Here is an 18362-nt window from a genome sequence, read left to right as displayed (position 1 = left end):
TGCGCTCCCCGTGGCTCAAAACGCTGTCTATCTTCCTGAAGAATTCCTCGCTCAAATGCGTGCGGCAATGCCGACGCATCTCTCTTTTGACGACTTTATCGCCGCCTGCCAGCGCCCGCTGCGGCGAAGCATTCGCGTCAATACGCTTAAAATCACGGTGGCTGATTTTTTGCAGCTGGTCGCCCCCTACCGCTGGCAGCTCACGCCGGTTCCGTGGTGCGAAGAGGGTTTCTGGATCGAGCGTGAAGATGAAGACGACCTGCCGCTGGGCAGCACGGCCGAGCACCTTAGCGGGCTGTTTTACATTCAGGAAGCCAGCTCCATGCTGCCGGTCGCCGCGCTGTTTGCCGACGGCCAGATGCCGAAGCGGGTGATGGACGTCGCCGCCGCGCCGGGTTCTAAAACCACGCAAATCGCCGCCCGCATGGGTAATGAAGGCGGCATTCTGGCCAATGAATATTCCGCCAGCCGGGTTAAAGTCCTGCACGCCAACATCAGCCGCTGTGGAATCAGCAACGTGGCGCTGACCCATTTCGATGGTCGGGTATTCGGCGCCGCGCTGCCGGAATGCTTTGACGCGATCCTGCTCGACGCCCCCTGCTCCGGCGAAGGGGTAGTACGTAAAGATCCCAATGCGCTGAAAAACTGGTCGCCGGAAAGCAACGCGGAAATTGCGGTGACCCAGCGCGAGCTGATTGACAGCGCGTTTCACGCCCTTCGCCCCGGCGGGACGCTGGTTTACTCCACCTGTACCCTGAACCGGCAAGAAAACGAAGAGGTGGTCAACGGGCTGCTGGCGCGCTATCCGCAGGCGGTAGAAGTCTTGCCGCTCGGCTCACTGTTCCCGCAGGCCAGCGAAGCCCTCACCGAGGAGGGCTTCCTGCACGTCTTCCCGCAAATTTTTGACTGCGAAGGGTTCTTCGTCGCCCGTTTACGTAAAACCGCGGCCATCGATCCGCTCCCGGCGCCGGGTTATAAAGTGGGGAAATTCCCCTTCACGCCGCTTAAAACCCGCGAATCCGCCGCCGTAATTGCCGCCGCCGCCGCCGTCGGTTTGCAGTGGACCGCCGACCATACGCTCTGGCAGCGCGATAAAGAAATCTGGTTATTCCCACAGGCGCTCGAAGCGTTATTCGGCAAAGTGCGCTTTTCCCGCATCGGCATCCGGCTCGCCGAAACCCATAACAAAGGCTACCGCTGGCAGCACGAAGCGGTGATTGCGCTTGCCGCGCCGGCCGCTCCCCTGGCGCTGACGGAGGCCGAAGCGGAAGAGTGGTATCGCGGTCGCGATATCTATCCTGAAACGCTCCCGCAGAAGGATGATGCGATTGTCACCTATCAGGGCGCGCCGATCGGGCTGGCGAAAAAAGTCGGGTCGCGTTTAAAAAATAGCTATCCCCGCGAACTGGTGCGTGACGGTAAGCTTTTTAGCAAAAAAGCGTGATGGCGCGTCGAAAAACAGCATTTTTTCACTGGCGCTTTACGCCCGTTTGTCTACGCTGAAAAATGGCGGCCTTAACTGGTCGTACCACAACTCAGCAGACAAACGGGGTGAATTTATGGCCAAAACTAACGTACGTATCGGCGCGTTTGAGATAGACGACGCCGAACTGCACGGCGAACAGCAGGGAGAGCGAACGTTAAGCATCCCCTGCAAATCCGATCCGGATTTATGCATGCAGCTTGATGCATGGGACGCGGACACCAGCGTACCCGCCATACTTGATGGTGAACATTCCGTCCTCTACCGTAAGCACTACGATCGCCAGTCCGATGCCTGGGTCATGCGCCTCGCCTGACTCAATTGAACCCGTCGCCTGAGACGGGTTATTTATTTCCCCGCTTCTCCGTCATCTCCTACACTTAACGCTATGTTTTTCAGGATATGAGGCTCGGATGTTTGCCTTAGTGCTGTTTATTTGTTACCTGGACGGCGGCTGTGAAGATATCGTTGTCGATGTTTACGATAACGAGCGGCAGTGCACAACGGCCATGGACGATCAGCGGATACGCCACGGCGGCTGCTTTCCGGTAGAAGATTTTATCGATAGTTTCTGGCTTCCCGCCCGAGAATACAGCGATTTTTAGCCTGCCAGCTGTAGCGCCACCAGGGTTAGCTCTCCACCAAACACGGCCCCCGTATCGATATAGTGCTGGTTATCGCTGTCGTAGCGTCGTTTCAGCGGCGTATGGCCGAACCAGAAATGGTCAGCGCCGGCAATCGCCCCGTGACGCCCGGCGAGATGGTCAGTGAGACGCTGCCGACGCCACAGCACCTGGTGCTCATCAACAACGCGCTGCCAGCGATAAACCGCGGCGGGGTAATCAGCGTGGGCAATCACGTGCACCTGCTCACCGCTGTGGAGTTCAATAATCAGCGGCAGTCGGCGGCAGCGGGCAATAAGCGCCGTAAGGCGTTGCTTTTGGCTCGCCGCACGCTGCGTATACCAGTCGCCTCCGTTCATCTCCCAGAGCCTCATATCGCCGTCGGCAAGCGCCTCCAGCGCCATCTGTTCATGGTTTCCACGCACCGCGTAAACCCAGCGATAGCGCAGTAAATCCAGACACTCCGCGCTTTGTGGCCCACGATCGATCAGATCGCCCACCGAAAGAAGCAGATCCTGGTAAGGGTCAAACTTGCGCTCACGAAGGGCCGCCATCAGGCGTGCGAAACAGCCGTGCAGGTCGCCCACCAGCCAGATATTACGCCAGTCGCAACCGTAAATACGCTGATACATATTTCGTCCTCCTCGCATAATTATAGGAAAACCCTGCGGCTTCACCGCCCGTAAATTGGCACCTCAATCGATTTTAAACGAAAGCCAAATATAGTCCGGCCGGGCATTAAGCTCCCCACGATATATCCATAGAATAGAGGCTAAATAACACCGAGGTATTCATCGTGACGGATAACAGCCTGCATTCAGCCAGCGTAGTTGAGCGACGCCCAAATCTCATTGCCGATCTGGTGATGGGCCGGATCACACCCGCCCCCATCTGGCAACAACGTCATTACCGGCTTAAGTTTTTACTGCGCACGGCATTATTTTATGCGCCAACGCGCAGCATGCTGGAGAGCCTGTCGGCGCGTGCGGATTTCAATCAGCTGCTCGCCGCTCAGGTGACGCTGCCGGGTAAAGTCCATCGCCAGTATTTAACCCGCGGGTTAAACGCCAGCCAGCGCGCTCAGGCCATTATCAGCCACTATCAGTTCGTTGATTCCCTGGGCGCCTCGCGCCTCGCCGGGGCCATGACCGCCGCGAAAGATGTGCCGCTGCTTGAGCTGACAGGCAAAGACGACAGCCGGTTTACGCTCTCCGCTTCCTCGGCGGGCAAAGCCGAACGCGAGGGCGAAACGACGCTGTGGCTGCGCGATAGCGATGAGATTGTGCTTGCCAGCGCGACCTTTAGCGTCACCCGCCAGCAGGAGCAATGGCAGTTGACTATCGGCGGCCTGCAGGGGCCGCGCAGCACCGTTCCGCACGAAGTGATTAAACGGGCGACCCGCGCCTGTTACGGCCTGTTCCCGAAACGCCTGCTGATGGAATTTATCTGGTTAATGGCGGCGCGTTGCAACATTCATCACATTTACGGGGTCAGCGACAGCGGCCACGTCTTCCGCGCGCTGCGCTATCGGCTGAGTAAAGGGCGCCATTTTCACGCCAGCTATAACGAGTTCTGGCACTCTATCGATGGGGTCGCCGACGGCGCCTGGCGCTGGCGCCTGCCGCTGCAGCTGGAAAGAAAGACGCTTGAGAGCATCGCCAGTAAGAAACGCGCCGAATATCGTCGCCGCTTCCAGCTGCTGGATGATATGGCCGCTCAGATGGCGATACTCATGGATTAGCTCTCCCGCCGCTTCGCCAACGCCGTTTAGCACAACGGCGTTTGCATCTTCAACGGCGCTTTAGTTACTATCATAACTTCGTTGTACTCCTTGCGGACGGCTAGTGAAGTTATGAGCAAAACAGAATTACTCCTGCTGGCTATCCTGTTGATTATTTTGACCGCTGCTCTGTGGTTTATTTTTAGCGGACAAATATGGTTTCTGGTGAGCTTTCTGGAAACATGGCTGTACCCCTCTTTTGTGGCGCCAGAATAAATCGTTGCCCATTATTTTCACGCCCTCGTTCGCCCCCTTCGCCTCCCTGACAATAACCCATAGCGCGGTCAGAAGAATAACCGCCAAAAAAGTGAAAAACCGTCTCTTATCTATTATTTCATTTGTCATACAAATGTGTATACTGGGTCACTTCCGATGTTGGCCCGTAAAGTTCACCTGCACTATGGGCCTGATTTTGTGCAGGTGTTTTCTCCTCGCCCTTGCTCAACGGCGCCTCCAGTGTCTATACCCGCCTTTTTGTCCAGATTTTTTGTTGCAAACTTTGCGCCAGATTGTGATTTAAGAAAAAATCGCCCTATTTTCACGCCCCTTCAAAACACAATTAAAAAACATAACACCAACAATTAATTAACAAAAAGAGTTTGCATCCACATAAAAGGCATAAATGCAGAACAACAATCCAATAAAAAACACATAACCAGCCATAAATATAAAATTACACATATCTTGCAGGAGTAGTTATACGTTAACCAACAAAACCGCGGCACTTAATCGGTGACCAACGTCTATCGCTACATTGTTGTTTTTCTTCAGCGGCTTTCCACTAAGAGGTTCTCTATGAACGTCACAACGATCTCGCGCAGTCTCCTGGGCGGCTTACTGAGCGCCATAGTCATTCTTCAACCGGCTTCTGCAGCGGGAACCTTAAGCGGCCAGATTGGCGTCCAGGTGGCGCTCGGCAGCGGATGCAGCGTATCGAATGTCCGCAATGGCGAAAACAACCGCTGGGGCAACATTAATTTCGGCTCCTATGGCGATTTAGCCAACTCCATTGATGCGGAGATCACCGGCAGCGGCGGCGGAAGCGCCCTAACCGTGACCTGTACCGAGGATCTTGCCTCGACCCTGACGCTTGACGGCGGCCAGTCTGGCGATGCTGCGCTGCGCTATATGAAAAACGCCGGTGGCACCCAGCAGATTGCCTATCGGCTCTATTCGGATGCCGCCCGCAATAACGAAATCCTGCCTGGCGGCACGATACCTATCGTTGGCACAGGGAATCCACAGGCGATTCCTGTTTTTGCCCGCATTCGCCCCGAAGACCAGAGCGTCAACGCGCCGACAGCCGATGTGTATGACGACATTGTCACCGCGACCTTAGCCTGGTAACCGCATAAGGAAAATGGGCGTCATGCTTCGACCAGAGTGGCTTACATTACTTCTGCTTTTTACCTCGGGCGCCCATGCCGCCGTTGCCCAAAAGACGTTCAAAGTCTCCGCGCAGATAACCGCTGGCTGCGCGCTGGGCGCCGGGGACGGCTCCCAAACGACGGACTTCGGCACGCTGAATTTTGGCACCCTGTCATCGCTTTACAGCAACGTGGATGTCGCGAGTACCGCCGGTGCAGGTTCCATCATCGTGACCTGCACGCCCGGCACCGCTATTTCAATCGCCCTCGACTATGGCGTCAACGGCGGCTCAGCCACTCAGCGCTACATGTCGAACGGCAACAGCAGCACGCTGGCGTACCAGCTTTATCAGGACGCCAACCGCGCTAACGTTTGGGGCAGCAGTACGCTGGCCCTGAGCGTTGCATCCTTTCCGAGCACCACGCAAACCTACACGGTTTATGGCCGCCTTTTTGCCACGAATGGCTTCCCGGCGGTGGGCTCCTATACCGACACGGTCACCGTCACGCTGACCTATTAGATAATTCACAGGTTAACTATGATTCGCTGTAGATTTGCGCCGTTTATATTCGCTTTATTGCTTCCCTCATCCGCGCTGGCCGCCAGCTCCGTTCTGGTATGGCCGATATTTCAAACGATCGAAAGCCACGAAACAGGGTCTGAACTGTGGCTGGAGAATCGCGGCAGCGCGCCGGTTAATTTGCAGCTGCGCGTGTTTGCCTGGGATCAAAAAGCGTCAGCGGACGTCTACGCCGATCAGCGGGATGTTGTCGCCAGCCCGCCTTTTACCACGGTAGCGCCGGGGCAGCGCCAGCTGGTGCGGCTCATGCGCGTCGCCCCCATCGCAAACGGCAAAGAGCAGTCCTATCGCATTGTTATCGATGAGATCCCTGCCGCGCAACCCGCGGCGCAGACGGAACAGAACGCCGCCGGGCTGAAAATGCGCATGCGCTATGTCCTGCCGCTGTTTACCTATGGGCAGGGCGTCACGCCGCTAAAGAACGCGGGTTCAGTCGAACCGGTAAGGGCCACGCTGCGCTGGTCGCTCTCGCAGCAAAATAACCGCCAGACGCTGTGCATCGAAAACAGAGGCAATCAGCACGCGCGCCTCAGCGCGGTTTACTGGGCGAACGCGAGCGGCAAGGGGCGCATTCCCCAGGCTAATGGTCTTCTCGGCTACGTTCTGGCGCAGAAAAAGAGCTGTTTCCCGAGCGCCGGAAACGCTTCCGTGCCGTCAGGAATGCATCTGTTCGCGAAATTAACGGATAACGGTCAGGCGGTGGAAATTCCGGCGAATCGTTAAAAATGAGAGATCTGAAAAGGACGGCGTCCGGGGGGCTGCTGGCGATGGCGTCGGTAACGGCCTGCGCCGCGACCTATGATTCCCTGCCTGCGCCTGCGGCATCCTACGGCGAAAAGCAGGAGTACGAGCTGTACCTCAGCGTATCGGTCAACGGCAATATTCTTGCCGGCGCCGTTCCGGTAAAGGTCAACGCTGGCCACTACTGGATCGCGGCCAGCGTGTTGCAGCAAGCGCATATTCCCCTGCAAACCGGCGACGCGCTGGTTGATGTGACGACGCTACCCTCGGTGAAAGTGGAATATGACCAGCCGGGTCAGATCCTCAAGCTCCAGGTTCCGGACAAATGGCTCCCCGAGCAGCACATAGGGGGGACTACGGAACAACCTGGCCAGACCGCGATAAGCAGCCCGGGAATTTTATTTAACTACGACGCTTACAGCCTCTTTTCATCCGGCGGTTCGCAAACCACCAGCACCTTCACCGAAACGCGCCTTTTCGGCCCGCCGGGCGTCCTTTCCAATAACGCCGTGATTCGGCAAAACTGGTCTTCGACGGGCTACGAGCAGCAGGGCTATATGCGCTACGACACCCTGTGGAAGTACAGCGATAGCGACCAAATGATTAGCTACCAGGCCGGGGACGTGGTCAGTAACGCCCTGACGTGGAGCAGTTCCGTGCGCATGGGGGGGCTACGCCTGAGCCGCAACTTCAGCGTTCGCCCGGATCTGGTGACATATCCGCTGCTTAACTTATCCGGCAGCGCGGCGGTTCCTTCAAGCGTCGATCTGTTTATTAACGGCTATAAGAGCAGCTCTGCGCAAATCAATGGCGGCCCCTATACGCTGACCAACGTTCCCTGGATCAGCGGCGCCGGCGAAGCCACCGTAGTGACCACCGACGCTCTGGGTCGCCAGGTCTCCACCAGCATCCCTTTTTATGTCTCCAATACCCTGCTGCGGGAAGGACTGAGCGATTTTGATTTCACCCTCGGCGCCCTGCGCAACAACTACGGTATCAGGAGTGCCGATTATGGCGCCGGCGCGGTAAGCGCTATTTATCGCTACGGATTCAACAACTGGCTCACGCTTTCGACGCATACCGAAGACCGCGAAGGGTTAACCAATGCCGGCATTGGCAGCGATATCGGCGTGGGGAATCTGGGCACCCTCAGCCTGTCGGGCAGCGCCAGCCGTGGCGAGGGAGACGGAAACCAGTTCACCTCGGGTTACTCTTACTATGGCAGTAGCTGGGGAGTGAGCTATCAACATATCCGCCGCAGCACCGGCTACGACAACCTCAGCACCTATGGGTCTACCGCCACGCTCAGCCGTCAGTCAGACCAGGCCACGCTGAGCCTGAGTCCGTGGGGACGAACCCTCGGTTCTTTTAGCATTGGCTACTTTGATATCAAAGCCGAGGATAATTCGCGCACCCGGCTGCTGAACCTCTCCTGGAGCCGCGGCCTGTGGCTCAGCAGCAGCCTCAGCCTGAGCGTCAACCGCGATCTGCATGAAGGTAGCTACGCCAGCATGCTGCAGGTCATCATCCCTTTCGATTCACAAACCTCCGTCCAGCTAAGCGGCCAGCGCGCCAGCGCCGGACAATGGGGAGAAAATATCAGCGTCAGCCGCTCTGCTCCGGCAGAAGGCGGGCTGGGCTGGAACCTCGCCCATTCGATCGGCGGCGATAACTATAGTCAGGCGGATCTGACCTGGATCAACCGCGTGTCAACGCTGAGCGGAGGCTACTACGGGTCGCGCGACGATCGTCACAGCTGGTTTGAGGCCGCGGGCTCGGTGGTGCTGATGGATAACAGTCTGTTTTTCGCCCGGCAAATTAACGACGCCTTTATCGTCGTCTCCACCGGCAACTACCCGAATATTGCGGTGAATTATGAAAATCGCAAAGTCGGCGTGACCGATAAAAATGGTCATCTGCTGATCCCGTGGGCGACGGCGTGGTATCCGGGGAAAGTCACCCTCGATACGCTACCGCTGCCAACGGACACCGAAGCTCTGACGGTGGAGAAACGCATCGCCGTGCGCGAAGGCAGCGGCGCGCTGGTCGATTTCCCGGTGAACCGCGTGCGCTCGGCAACCCTCGTCTTCGTCGATGCCAGGGGGCAACCGCTGCCGGTCGGTACGCCGGTCGAGGAGGTTAACAGCAAGCAGCGCGGCCTGGTGGGCTATGACGGCGTGGTCTGGTTCTCGCACCTTGGACGCCACAACGAAGTCAAAATAAACGCCGGAGAGCTTCGATGCAGCGTCCAGTTCGAACTTCCGTCCTCAACGCCGGTTCCGCAGCGGATAGGTCCGGTCAGTTGCCCCTCTTAACAGCGGAGATAACGTTGAAAAGTATTATCCTCGTATTCGCGATGCTCTTAGCGCTCGGGCAAGCCAGCACCGCGCTGGCCGCCTGCAGTATCAAAACCAGTGCGCCAGCGATCGGCCCGGTGGATTCCTTTGCGCTCAACAGCGCGCCTCAGGGCGTGATGGCCGGCGCGGGGTTTTACTGCACCCCGGAACTGGTGGCGCTGAACTCAACCAATACGTTAAGCGCCACTCTGGCGTCGGCCAACAAGAGCAACGGCGTTCCGCGGCTGCTTAATGGCGCGGGCGACGCCATCCCTTATAGCGTCTGTTCTGACGCCTCGTGCTCGCCGGCCTATCAGGACGGCGGCGTGATTAGCTGGTCCAGAACAACGCTGCTCGAACTGCTGGGTTTATTTAACTCAAGCGATGGCACCATGCCGCTCTACTTCAGAACCACGCCGGGAGCCAACGTCCCCGCCGGTACCTATACCGATGTGTTAACCATCACCTGGGTGTACCGATTCTGCTACGTCGGGCTCGATCTGCTGGGCATTAAGATATGTATTCCGAATAACGGAACCCTGACCTCTACGGTCAACGTGTCGGTGAAGGTGACCAATGTTTGCTATATCGACAGCGCGCCGGACGTCGAATTTGCCTCTGCCGCCCTTCCGTCCGGTTTTAGCCACTACAGCGGCCAGCTTGCCATCCGCTGCACTAAAAACGCGGCCTACACCGTCAACCTCGCCAGCACTAACGCCAGCGTCGGCGACTGGCGGCAGATGAGCCAGCCCATTGCGAACCAACCAACCGCCTGGCTGCAGTATCAGTTTTACCAGCCCAACGGCAGCGCCTGGACGGAAAGCAACAATCTCAGCGTAACCGGCTCCGGCGCCGCGCAGTCCGCGAACTACACCCTCAAGATTAACCCGACCCAGAGCAACCAGCCTGCGGGAACCTACAGCGATACCGTACTGGTGACCGTGAGCTACTAAAACGTTAGCAGACGATTTTTTGTAAAAGAAATGTTTAGGAAATTATTGTTGTGGTATAAGAAAAAAGCCCCGAAAAAAGCGACTGGGGTTTTGCAATGGAATCTGCGGTTTGTGAAAAACAGATAAAAAGAGACCGAACACGATTCCTGTATTCGGTCCAGGGAAATGGCTCTTGGGAGAGAGCCGTGCGCTAAAAGTTGGCATTAATGCAGGCTAAGTCGCCTTGCCTTATAAGAATAGTTTACCGTGTCAGGTTTTCCAGTCCGCGACAAAAGTGGACGAATAATTCGTATCAAAATTGCTGATGCCAACAAAAAACCGCCACGCCCGGTATCGGGGGATGGCGGTTTTTTTCATGTAAATACAGCGGGATGCAGGCGGCGATCAGCAGAGCTTCTGCGCGCGCTCAATAAAGGGCGCCAGGCTCATTTTTTGTCCCGGCTGCTGCGGATCGTCAATCTGGATCACAGAAATCGGCTGCGCGTTGGTTTTACCGTCTTTCATCTGCTGTTCGGCGATGTCGTTTAGCGGGTACTGCACCAGGGTACTGGGATTAATGGCGAACAGCGCGTTGCCCGGACGGCAGGTCAGCATCACCTCTTCGCGGTTAAACGCCCAGCTCTCCTTACCCACCTCAAAGCGGCTTACGGAAATCACCTGCGGTGCCGCCAGCGCAGCGCCAGAACTTGCCAGTAACAACATTGTCAGAACGATTTTTTTCATGATTTAACCAGTTTATTCAGAAAGGTTCCCAGGTGGCAAACAGGCTGACGGCAAATAGCGCCAGCGCCCCCAGCGCAATTTCTATCTGCGTGGTGCGCACGATGAGCTGCTCCGCTCGCGTTCCGCCTGCCGACATGCGTGGCACCAGAACATACCGGTTCACCAGCGCAATTGCCACCATTGCCGCCACCAGCGCACATTTGAACAACAGCATACGCCCCCAGGGCGAGGTGCTGATAAGTCCACCCTGGATCAGCAGCGCATTTACCACGCCGCTGGCGATGGCGCCGGCAACCGCCAGATGCCCGTAGCGCGAAAAACGCATCATGGTGCAGATGGCCGCCTGCCGCCAGCGACCGTGCGCCAGGCGAAGACAGTAGATAAACGGCAGCAGACCGCCAAACCAGCTGGCCACGCAAAACAGATGAAGCGCATGGTTGGTTCGCTGCACTATCCCCAGCCAGCCATCGTTCATTGCGGCATGCCCGACGCCGGCCAGCAGCAGCAGCTGAGCGCAAAACAGCACCAGCAGCAAACGTCCCGGTCGCCGGGGCTTCAGCCAGACCACCGCCAGCGCCACAAAGGCGAGTAAAATTTGCCATACCCACACGCCGCCAAACTGCGTCCCGGCCACCGCCTGCCAGATAGCCGGCTGCCAGACGTCCGGCCAGCCGTTGCCCATCAAGCCGCCCTGCGCCATCAGCATCAGCAGCGCCGACAGCGCGCTTGCTGATAATAAATAGCGCATCAGCGGATAGAAGCGCTGCATCATCAAACGACGTAAGGCCACCGGCGCCCACCATGCGCCGTAGAGGACGCAGCCGAAAGCGACGATCAGCGAAATGAAATGGATAAAGCGTAAGCTGACATAGACTCCACTCAGCATCGGCTTACTTCACGGTAAAGGTGTATTGCCCTTTCGTCTTGTGGCCATCAACGGAGACCACGTGCCAGTTAACGGTATATTCGCCCGGCGTCAACGCCTGCTCAACCGGTACCGTCAGCTGAGCCTTATTGCTGTCGCTGCGGACGGGTTTACCGAGGGTGATGGTCTTCTGCTGCGGCCCGGTGAGGGTTACGCCGCTAAACTGCGTTTCGATGCCTTCGGAGAAGTTCAGGGTCAGCGCCTGCGGTGAAGCGTTCACCACGGTATTGGCCGCCGGAAGCTGTTGTTGTAGATGGGCGTGGGCCGATGCGCCTGCTGCGGTCAGGCAACCGGCGAGAAACAGAGACAGACGCAGCGCGCGCCCGGCGATGATTGGCATAGTTGTCATTCCTTTTTGTTATGTATGTAGCACAGAGAATAACCCTGTATAATGGCGCAGTCGAGCTAAGCGTCTGAGACTTGCCTTTTTGCCGCGTGCTTAGTACTTTTTGCGGCGTTATCAGAGGAGAAACCGATGGAAAAGAACCTGGCTAAACTATCCCAGGAGGAGATGGACAAAGTGAATGTCGATCTCGCCGCGGCGGGCGTCGCGTTTAAAGAACGCTACAATATGCCGGTGGTGGCTGACTTAGTCGAAAGAGAACAGCCCGAGCATCTGCGCGGCTGGTTTCGCGAACGTCTGATCGCCCATCGACTGGCCTCCGTTTCGCTCTCTCGCCTGCCCTATGAACCGAAACAGAAATAATTCCCGTCCCCTGCGGACATCCACGTTGGCAAGACCCGCGCATTCTATTACGCTGGTTTCTTTGGCCTGGAGCGAGCCATGCTGCGCGTAATCGATACAGAAACCTGCGGATTGCAGGGAGGCATTGTTGAAATCGCCTCGGTAGATATTGTCGACGGACACATCACCAATCCCATGAGCCACCTGGTTCGCCCCGACCGGCCTATCAGCCCGCAGGCGATGGCGATTCACCATATCACCGAAGAGATGGTCGCCGATAAGCCGTGGATCGAGGAGATTGTGCCGCTGTATATGGGCAGTCCGTGGTATGTCGCCCATAACGCCAGCTTTGACCGCCGGGTGTTGCCGGAAATGCAGGGCGAGTGGATCTGCACGATGAAGCTGGCGCGCCGCCTGTGGCCAGGCATCAAGTACAGCAATATGGGGCTGTATAAATCGCGCAAGCTCAGCGTCGCGACGCCACCGGGACTGCATCATCACCGGGCGCTGTACGATTGCTATATCACCGCGGCCCTGCTGCTCGATATCATCAACACCTCCGGCTGGACGCCTGAGGAGATGGCGACCATTACCGGCCGCCCGGCGCTGCTCTCCACCTTTACCTTCGGCAAATACCGCGGCAAGCCGGTCTCGGAAGTGGCGGAAAACGATCCTGGCTATTTACGCTGGCTGTTTAATAACCTGGATCGCATGAGCCCCGAGCTGCGCCTGACGCTGAAGCACTATCTCGGGGAGTAATCGGCGCTATACCTCCGCCTGGCCCGGCAGCGTCCCCTGCGCCAGGCCAATCAGAAACGCATACTCCAGCGCCACGCCTTCATAGCTTTTGAAGCGGCCGGATTTACCGCCGTGGCCGGAATCCATATCGGTACACAGCAGCAGCAGGTTATCGTCGGTTTTCAGCTCGCGCAGTTTTGCCACCCATTTTGCCGGCTCCCAGTATTGTACCTGCGAATCATGCAGGCCCGTGGTGACCAGCAAATGCGGATACGCCTGAGCCTGCACGCCGTCGTACGGGCTGTAGCTTTTCATATAGCGGTAATAGGCTTCATCCTGCGGATTCCCCCACTCTTCAAACTCGCCGGTGGTCAGCGGAATCGACTCATCGAGCATGGTGGTGAGGACATCGACAAAGGGAACCTGGGCCACCACGCCGTGGAAGAGCTCCGGCCGCTGGTTCACTGCAACGCCCATCAGCATACCGCCGGCGCTGCCGCCCATGCCGTAGCAAAAACGCGGATCGCCGTAGCCCTGCGCCAGCAGCGCATCGCAGACGTCGAGATAATCGTTGAAGGTATTTTTCTTGCACAAAAACTTACCGTCTTCGTACCACTGCTGTCCCAGCTCGCCGCCGCCGCGAATATGGGCGATAGCGAACACAAAGCCGCGGTCGAGCAGGCTCAGGCGGCTGGCGCTGAAATCCGCATCCATGCTTGCGCCGTAGGAGCCGTAGCCGTACACCAGCAGAGGGCTGGCGCCCTTGCGGAAATGTTCATGACGGTAGACCAGCGAGACCGGGACTTCGACGCCGTCGCGGGCGTTGATCCACAGATGCTCGCTGCGGTAGTGGCTGGCATCGAACCCTTTGACTTCCTGCTGTTTCAGCACCCGCCGCTCGCCGGTATTCATATCCAGCTCAAACAGCGTATCCGGCGTCGTCATGGAGGAGTAGCCGTAGCGCAGGCGGGCGGTTTCCGGCTCCGGATTATAGGCAAGCCAGGTCACATAGGCCGGATCGTCAAAGGCAATGCCCTGGGACTCTCTTGTCTTACGATTGATCTGACGCAGGCTGGTCAGCCCGCGCTGGCGCTCTTCCACAACCAGCCAGTCGGTAAACAGGGTAAATCCTTCCAGCATGACTTCGTGACGCGGCGCGATCAGGGTCTCCCACTGCTGCTCATCGCGCAGGGTAGTACGATAAAGGCCGAAGTTCTTACCCTCACGGTTAGAGCGCAGATAGAAAGCGTGCTGATAGTGATCGAGGCTATATTCATGATCTTTACGCCGCGGTAGAAAACAGACCGGCTCGGCGTCGGTCATTTCCGCATTGAGCAGCAGCACTTCGCTGGTGGTCGCGCTGGCCAGATAGATCACCACAAACTGCTGGGAAGTCGTCTTGTGTACGCTGACGTAAAAAGTATCGTCCTGCTCTTCATACACCAGAACATCCGCACTGGCCGGCGTCCCCAGACGGTGGCGCCAGACCTGATACGGCAGCAGCGTGGTGGGATGTTTACGCACGTACCACAGGGTCTGCGAATCGTTACTCCAGGCAAAATCAGGCGAGACGTTCTCCAGCACTTCCGCAAATTGCCGGTCGTCGTTTAAGGGAAAGAAGCGCAGGCTATACTGGCGTCGGGAGAGATAGTCTTCCGCCACCGCCATCAGGCTGTTGTCGGGCGAAACGCCTAATCCGCCGAGGGTATAGAATTCGCTGCCGGCCGCACGCTGGTTGCCGTCAAGCAGGACGTCCCATTCATCCCACTCCTCTTTGACTACCGGCTGGCGTTGATAAATCGCGTACTCGCAGCCCGGCTCGTAGACCTGACGGTAACGATAGCCATTTTTGCTGTAGGGGGCTGACACTTCGCGCTGCGGAATACGGTCGATAATCTCCTTGAGTACCCTGTCCTGCAGGCTACTTTGCGAAGACATCACTTTTTTGCCGTACTCATTTTCCTGGCGCAGATAATCCAGCACTTCCGCCTGCGAGCGATCGTCATCGCGCAGCCAGTAGTAATTATCGATTCGCGTGTCGCCATGTAATGTCATGGCATGGGGGATCCGTTTCGCTTTTGGTGGCATCTGCTTATTCTTCTGCGGCTTGTATTGAGTACTAAAATTTTCAGGCTGCTTCAAAGCAGCCTGAAGGGTGACGTGACTACACAATATATAAGGGTGGCAAAAGTCGCCAGCGATGCAAGCGAAACGTGCGGATTTAGAGCGTTACGGCCTGTTTTTGCGCCTGAATATCCCGTTCGATATCCTCACGCACTTCCTGCGGGAGCTTCAGCGCTTCGCCGAGGGCGTTCAGATAGCTGCGTTCCATAAAGTGGTCAATATCAATGACCGCGCAGCTGATATAGTAAACTTCAAGCGCCTCTTGCTCGCTGCAGATGCCCTGCGCCAGGCTCTGCGGGTCGAGGGGCTGCGCCAGCGCCCGGTCAATTAACACCCGGCCCTGGACGTCGACGTTTGCCGCACGCAGCTGCTCTTCGATATTTGCCCGCTCGCGTTCGTCAATATGTCCATCGCTTTTAGCGGCGAAGACCAGCGCCATAATCAGCCGTTCGCTGCGGGCGTCGAGTTCGGCCGGTGCGGGAGATGGCGCCTGTGCGGGCGCGACATCAGCCGATGCCTGCTGCGCGCTGGCGCGCATCTTCTGCTGATATTTATTCCATAAAACGCTGCCCGCAACCGCGCCGCCGCCGACCAGCAGCGCGCCGGTGCCGTATTTGGCTAACAGCTTGCGCGATGATTTGCTGGCGACCAGCAGCCCGGCCAGCCCGCCAAGCGCGCCCGGCAGGAGTAAATTTTTGCCGCTTGATTGATCGTCAGATGAAGAAGACCGCCCCTGCTGACCCAGCAGAGACTGCAGTTGATTAAGCCAGTTAGCCATACATTTCCTCGTTGCGCGATAAGCGATACCACCAGCCTAAACGACGCGACGTCAGGAAACGTTATCGGCAGCTAAAGATGAGCAAATGTCGCGCCGGGAAGCGCGGGAGCCTGCCGCCAGAAGCGCTGGCGGCGGCAGCGTAGCTCAGGCCGCTTTCGCTTTGCGCGGCTTCGCCGGCGCCGGGGCTTCAGATTCGACGACGTCGTCGGTCTTGTCGCCCTCTTCTGCTTCTGCGCGATCGGCTGGCGCCTCGGCGGCGCCCTCGGCTTCCGGCAGCTTACCGGAGCGCAAAATATGGTTGAGGGTGTCTTTACGTTCGGCCAGCCACATCGCCATGCTATCGCGCTGCTCTTCATCGAGCGTTAGCGGGCATTCAACCAGCCAGTCGTTCAGTACTTCCGCCAGATCGAGCATTTTGTCATAAGCATCGGCCTCTTTTTTGCTGGCAAAAGACATTTTTTCCTCACCTTCGCGAATCACTACATATTTAATTTCAACCGCCATGATGCAGCCTCTCAGTACTGTATTTTTATACAGTATATCAAATTTCTTCCCCGAACTCAAATGACGCGCATAAAGACATGCGCAAACGTTTTCGTTTATAATGCGGCGCATGTTTTTTTACTGCGGAAGAGAGTTATGACTGTATTAGGTACGGCGCTGCGCCCTGCGGCAACAAAGGTAATGCTGTTAGGTTCCGGTGAACTGGGTAAAGAAGTGGCCATTGAATGCCAGCGCCTGGGAATTGAGACCATCGCCGTCGATCGTTACCCTGACGCTCCGGCCATGCAGGTCGCACACCGTTCGCACGTCATCAATATGCTGCACGGCGAAACGTTGCAGGCGCTGATTGAGCAGGAAAAGCCTGACTTTATCGTGCCGGAAATCGAGGCCATCGCCACCGATACACTGGTCGCGCTGGAGCAGGCCGGGCAGAAAGTCGTCCCCACCGCGCGCGCGGCAAAGCTCACCATGAATCGCGAAGGGATCCGCCGCCTGGCCGCTGAAGAGCTGAAGCTGCCGACCTCCGCCTACCGTTTTGCCGACAGCGAACCCGCCTTCCGCGAAGCCGTCGCCGGGATAGGCCTGCCGTGCATCGTCAAGCCGGTAATGAGCTCATCGGGTAAAGGCCAGAGCTTTATTCGTTCCAGCGAACAGCTGGCTGACGCCTGGCAGTATGCGCAGCAGGGCGGCCGCGCCGGAGCCGGACGCGTTATCGTTGAAGGCGTGGTGAATTTTGATTTCGAGATTACCCTTCTCACCGTCAGCGCCGCGGATGGCGTACACTTCTGCGCGCCGGTCGGTCATCGCCAGGAAGATGGCGACTATCGTGAATCCTGGCAGCCGCAGCAGATGAGCGCGCTGGCGCTGGAACGCGCGCAGGAAATCGCCCGTCAAGTGGTGCTGGCGCTGGGCGGCTACGGCCTGTTCGGCGTCGAACTGTTCGTCTGCGGTGATGAGGTGATTTTTAGCGAAGTCTCGCCGCGCCCGCACGACACCGGTATGGTCACGCTGATTTCACAGGACTTATCCGAGTTCGCCCTGCACGTTCGCGCCTTCCTCGGCCTGCCGATTGGCGCGATTCGCCAGTACGGCCCGGCGGCCTCGGCGGTGATCCTGCCGCAGCTAACCAGCCAGAACGTCACTTTCAGCAATATTCAGGCCGCGGTCGGCGCGGGACTGCAGCTGCGTCTGTTCGGCAAGCCGGAAATTGACGGTTCGCGTCGTCTGGGCGTGACGCTGGCGATAGCCGATAACGTTGAGGAAGCTGTTGCGCGCGCCAAAGCGGCGGCGTCAGCGGTCGTGGTCGCAGGATAAAAAAAAGCCCGGTCGCAGACCGGGCCTCTGGTGAGTGCGCGAAGATTACTTCGCGCCTTCTACCGCCTCACGAGCCAGTTTGGTGATACGGTCGTAATCACCGGCTTCCAGCGCATCCGCCGGCACCAGCCAGGAGCCGCCGATGCACAGTACGCTGTTCAGCGCCAGATAGTCGCGATAGTTCGCCGGAGAGATGCCGCCAGTCGGGCAGAAGCGAATGTGCGCGAACGGGCCGCCAATCGCCTGCAGCGCTTTCACGCCGCCGTTTGCTTCCGCCGGGAAGAATTTGAACTCTTTCAGGCCATACTGCATACCCAGCATCAGCTCGGATACGGTGCTGATCCCCGGGATCAGCGGAATGGTGCCTTCGCCGGTCGCCGCTTTCAGCAGGGATTCGGTCAGGCCAGGGCTGATAGCAAACTGCGCGCCCGCTTCGGTCACTTCTTTCAGCTGCTCAACGTTAGTGACGGTACCGGCACCGACAATCGCTTCCGGGACTTCTTTGGCGATCGCGCGGATAGCGTCCATCGCGCACTCGGTACGCAGGGTCACTTCCAGTACGCGTACGCCGCCTGCAACCAGCGCTTTCGCCATTGGCACAGCGTGTTCCAGCTTTTTCACCACGATTACCGGTACTACCGGACCGGAGGTGAGGATTGCTTCTGCAGTTGTTTTCCAGTTTTTCATCAGATTTTCTCTCGCCAGAT

At 57.7% G+C, this 18362-nt stretch carries 21 protein-coding genes; 13 read left to right on the top strand and 8 right to left on the bottom strand.

Annotated elements, in window-relative coordinates; all coding sequences use genetic code 11:
- The first annotated feature begins 10 nt into the window (after positions 1 to 10).
- From rsmF to MKleb_RS10140, 3 genes are all read left to right on the top strand, one after another.
- Positions 11 to 1444 (top strand): 16S rRNA (cytosine(1407)-C(5))-methyltransferase RsmF, encoded by a 1434-nt coding sequence (rsmF, locus tag MKleb_RS10150; protein ID WP_025106138.1) that lies wholly within the window; start codon positions 11 to 13, stop codon positions 1442 to 1444.
- A 115-nt stretch (positions 1445 to 1559) separates the two neighbouring features.
- The gene (locus tag MKleb_RS10145; RefSeq protein ID WP_004852069.1) at positions 1560 to 1799 is read left to right on the top strand and encodes a YebV family protein; all 240 of its coding nucleotides are present in this window, start codon (positions 1560 to 1562) and stop codon (positions 1797 to 1799) included.
- Positions 1800 to 1896: 97 nt separating this feature from the next.
- Positions 1897 to 2088: a YdfD/YebW family protein gene (locus MKleb_RS10140; RefSeq protein WP_004122014.1), complete on the top strand. Its 192-nt coding sequence runs from the start codon at positions 1897 to 1899 to the stop codon at positions 2086 to 2088.
- Here the strand turns inward: MKleb_RS10140 and pphA are convergent.
- Positions 2085 to 2738: a protein-serine/threonine phosphatase gene (gene pphA, locus MKleb_RS10135; RefSeq protein WP_025106137.1), complete on the bottom strand. Its 654-nt coding sequence runs from the start codon at positions 2736 to 2738 to the stop codon at positions 2085 to 2087. The genes MKleb_RS10140 and pphA overlap by 4 nt on opposite strands.
- A gap of 164 nt (positions 2739 to 2902) precedes the next feature.
- Between pphA and MKleb_RS10130 the strand changes: the two genes are divergently transcribed.
- From MKleb_RS10130 to MKleb_RS10100, 7 genes are all read left to right on the top strand, one after another.
- Entirely contained in the window at positions 2903 to 3847 is a 945-nt protein-coding gene (locus tag MKleb_RS10130; RefSeq protein WP_004852075.1) for a VirK/YbjX family protein, read from the top strand.
- 111 nt (positions 3848 to 3958) lie between these two features.
- Positions 3959 to 4102, top strand: coding sequence for an Ecr family regulatory small membrane protein (locus MKleb_RS10125; protein WP_009651986.1), 144 nt, complete (start codon positions 3959 to 3961; stop codon positions 4100 to 4102).
- A gap of 579 nt (positions 4103 to 4681) precedes the next feature.
- Complete coding sequence (locus MKleb_RS10120; RefSeq protein ID WP_025106135.1) at positions 4682 to 5233, top strand: Csu type fimbrial protein; 552 nt, start codon at positions 4682 to 4684, stop codon at positions 5231 to 5233.
- 22 nt (positions 5234 to 5255) lie between these two features.
- Complete coding sequence (locus MKleb_RS10115) at positions 5256 to 5774, top strand: Csu type fimbrial protein (RefSeq protein WP_004852079.1); 519 nt, start codon at positions 5256 to 5258, stop codon at positions 5772 to 5774.
- An 18-nt stretch (positions 5775 to 5792) separates the two neighbouring features.
- Positions 5793 to 6557, top strand: a complete 765-nt coding sequence (locus MKleb_RS10110; protein WP_025106133.1) for a fimbrial biogenesis chaperone — start codon at positions 5793 to 5795, stop codon at positions 6555 to 6557.
- 2 nt (positions 6558 to 6559) lie between these two features.
- Complete coding sequence (locus MKleb_RS10105) at positions 6560 to 8890, top strand: fimbria/pilus outer membrane usher protein (protein ID WP_025106132.1); 2331 nt, start codon at positions 6560 to 6562, stop codon at positions 8888 to 8890.
- A gap of 14 nt (positions 8891 to 8904) precedes the next feature.
- Complete coding sequence (locus MKleb_RS10100; RefSeq protein WP_025106131.1) at positions 8905 to 9864, top strand: Csu type fimbrial protein; 960 nt, start codon at positions 8905 to 8907, stop codon at positions 9862 to 9864.
- Between the two features lie 384 nt (positions 9865 to 10248).
- On the opposite strand, the gene MKleb_RS10095 is transcribed toward MKleb_RS10100, so the two are convergent.
- From MKleb_RS10095 to yobA, 3 genes are read right to left on the bottom strand one after another with little or no spacing between them, the layout of a single operon-like run.
- Positions 10249 to 10587, bottom strand: coding sequence for a YebY family protein (locus tag MKleb_RS10095; RefSeq protein ID WP_217076632.1), 339 nt, complete (start codon positions 10585 to 10587; stop codon positions 10249 to 10251).
- A gap of 16 nt (positions 10588 to 10603) precedes the next feature.
- Positions 10604 to 11473, bottom strand: a complete 870-nt coding sequence (gene copD / locus MKleb_RS10090) for a copper homeostasis membrane protein CopD (protein WP_025106130.1) — start codon at positions 11471 to 11473, stop codon at positions 10604 to 10606.
- A 4-nt stretch (positions 11474 to 11477) separates the two neighbouring features.
- Positions 11478 to 11852, bottom strand: coding sequence for a CopC domain-containing protein YobA (gene yobA, locus MKleb_RS10085; RefSeq protein ID WP_014229838.1), 375 nt, complete (start codon positions 11850 to 11852; stop codon positions 11478 to 11480).
- Between the two features lie 135 nt (positions 11853 to 11987).
- On the opposite strand from yobA, the gene MKleb_RS10080 reads away from it, so the two are divergent.
- Both MKleb_RS10080 and exoX read left to right on the top strand, forming a co-directional pair.
- Positions 11988 to 12218 carry a DNA polymerase III subunit theta gene (locus MKleb_RS10080; RefSeq protein WP_004103351.1) on the top strand — a complete coding sequence of 77 codons (231 nt, stop codon included), beginning with the start codon at positions 11988 to 11990 and terminating at the stop codon, positions 12216 to 12218.
- A 78-nt stretch (positions 12219 to 12296) separates the two neighbouring features.
- Complete coding sequence (exoX, locus tag MKleb_RS10075; RefSeq protein ID WP_014229839.1) at positions 12297 to 12956, top strand: exodeoxyribonuclease X; 660 nt, start codon at positions 12297 to 12299, stop codon at positions 12954 to 12956.
- A 6-nt stretch (positions 12957 to 12962) separates the two neighbouring features.
- On the opposite strand, the gene ptrB is transcribed toward exoX, so the two are convergent.
- The 3 genes from ptrB to MKleb_RS10060 form a co-directional block, all read right to left on the bottom strand.
- Positions 12963 to 15023, bottom strand: coding sequence for an oligopeptidase B (ptrB, locus tag MKleb_RS10070; RefSeq protein ID WP_033836507.1), 2061 nt, complete (start codon positions 15021 to 15023; stop codon positions 12963 to 12965).
- Positions 15024 to 15156: 133 nt separating this feature from the next.
- The gene (locus MKleb_RS10065; protein ID WP_025106128.1) at positions 15157 to 15837 is read right to left on the bottom strand and encodes a tellurite resistance TerB family protein; all 681 of its coding nucleotides are present in this window, start codon (positions 15835 to 15837) and stop codon (positions 15157 to 15159) included.
- Positions 15838 to 15981: 144 nt separating this feature from the next.
- Positions 15982 to 16341, bottom strand: coding sequence for a YebG family protein (locus tag MKleb_RS10060; RefSeq protein WP_025106127.1), 360 nt, complete (start codon positions 16339 to 16341; stop codon positions 15982 to 15984).
- A gap of 135 nt (positions 16342 to 16476) precedes the next feature.
- On the opposite strand from MKleb_RS10060, the gene purT reads away from it, so the two are divergent.
- On the top strand, positions 16477 to 17655 hold the full coding sequence (purT, locus tag MKleb_RS10055; protein WP_004852102.1) for a formate-dependent phosphoribosylglycinamide formyltransferase: 1179 nt from the start codon (positions 16477 to 16479) through the stop codon (positions 17653 to 17655).
- A gap of 45 nt (positions 17656 to 17700) precedes the next feature.
- On the opposite strand, the gene MKleb_RS10050 is transcribed toward purT, so the two are convergent.
- Positions 17701 to 18342: a bifunctional 4-hydroxy-2-oxoglutarate aldolase/2-dehydro-3-deoxy-phosphogluconate aldolase gene (locus MKleb_RS10050; RefSeq protein ID WP_004103368.1), complete on the bottom strand. Its 642-nt coding sequence runs from the start codon at positions 18340 to 18342 to the stop codon at positions 17701 to 17703.
- Positions 18343 to 18362 lie beyond the last annotated feature (20 nt).

It is taken from the genome of Klebsiella sp. PL-2018 (assembly GCF_019048985.1).
Taxonomy (GTDB): Bacteria; Pseudomonadota; Gammaproteobacteria; order Enterobacterales; family Enterobacteriaceae; genus Klebsiella; species Klebsiella michiganensis.
The sequence above is the reverse complement of the archived record's forward strand: the minus strand, read 5'-3'. Positions and strand labels throughout refer to the sequence as shown.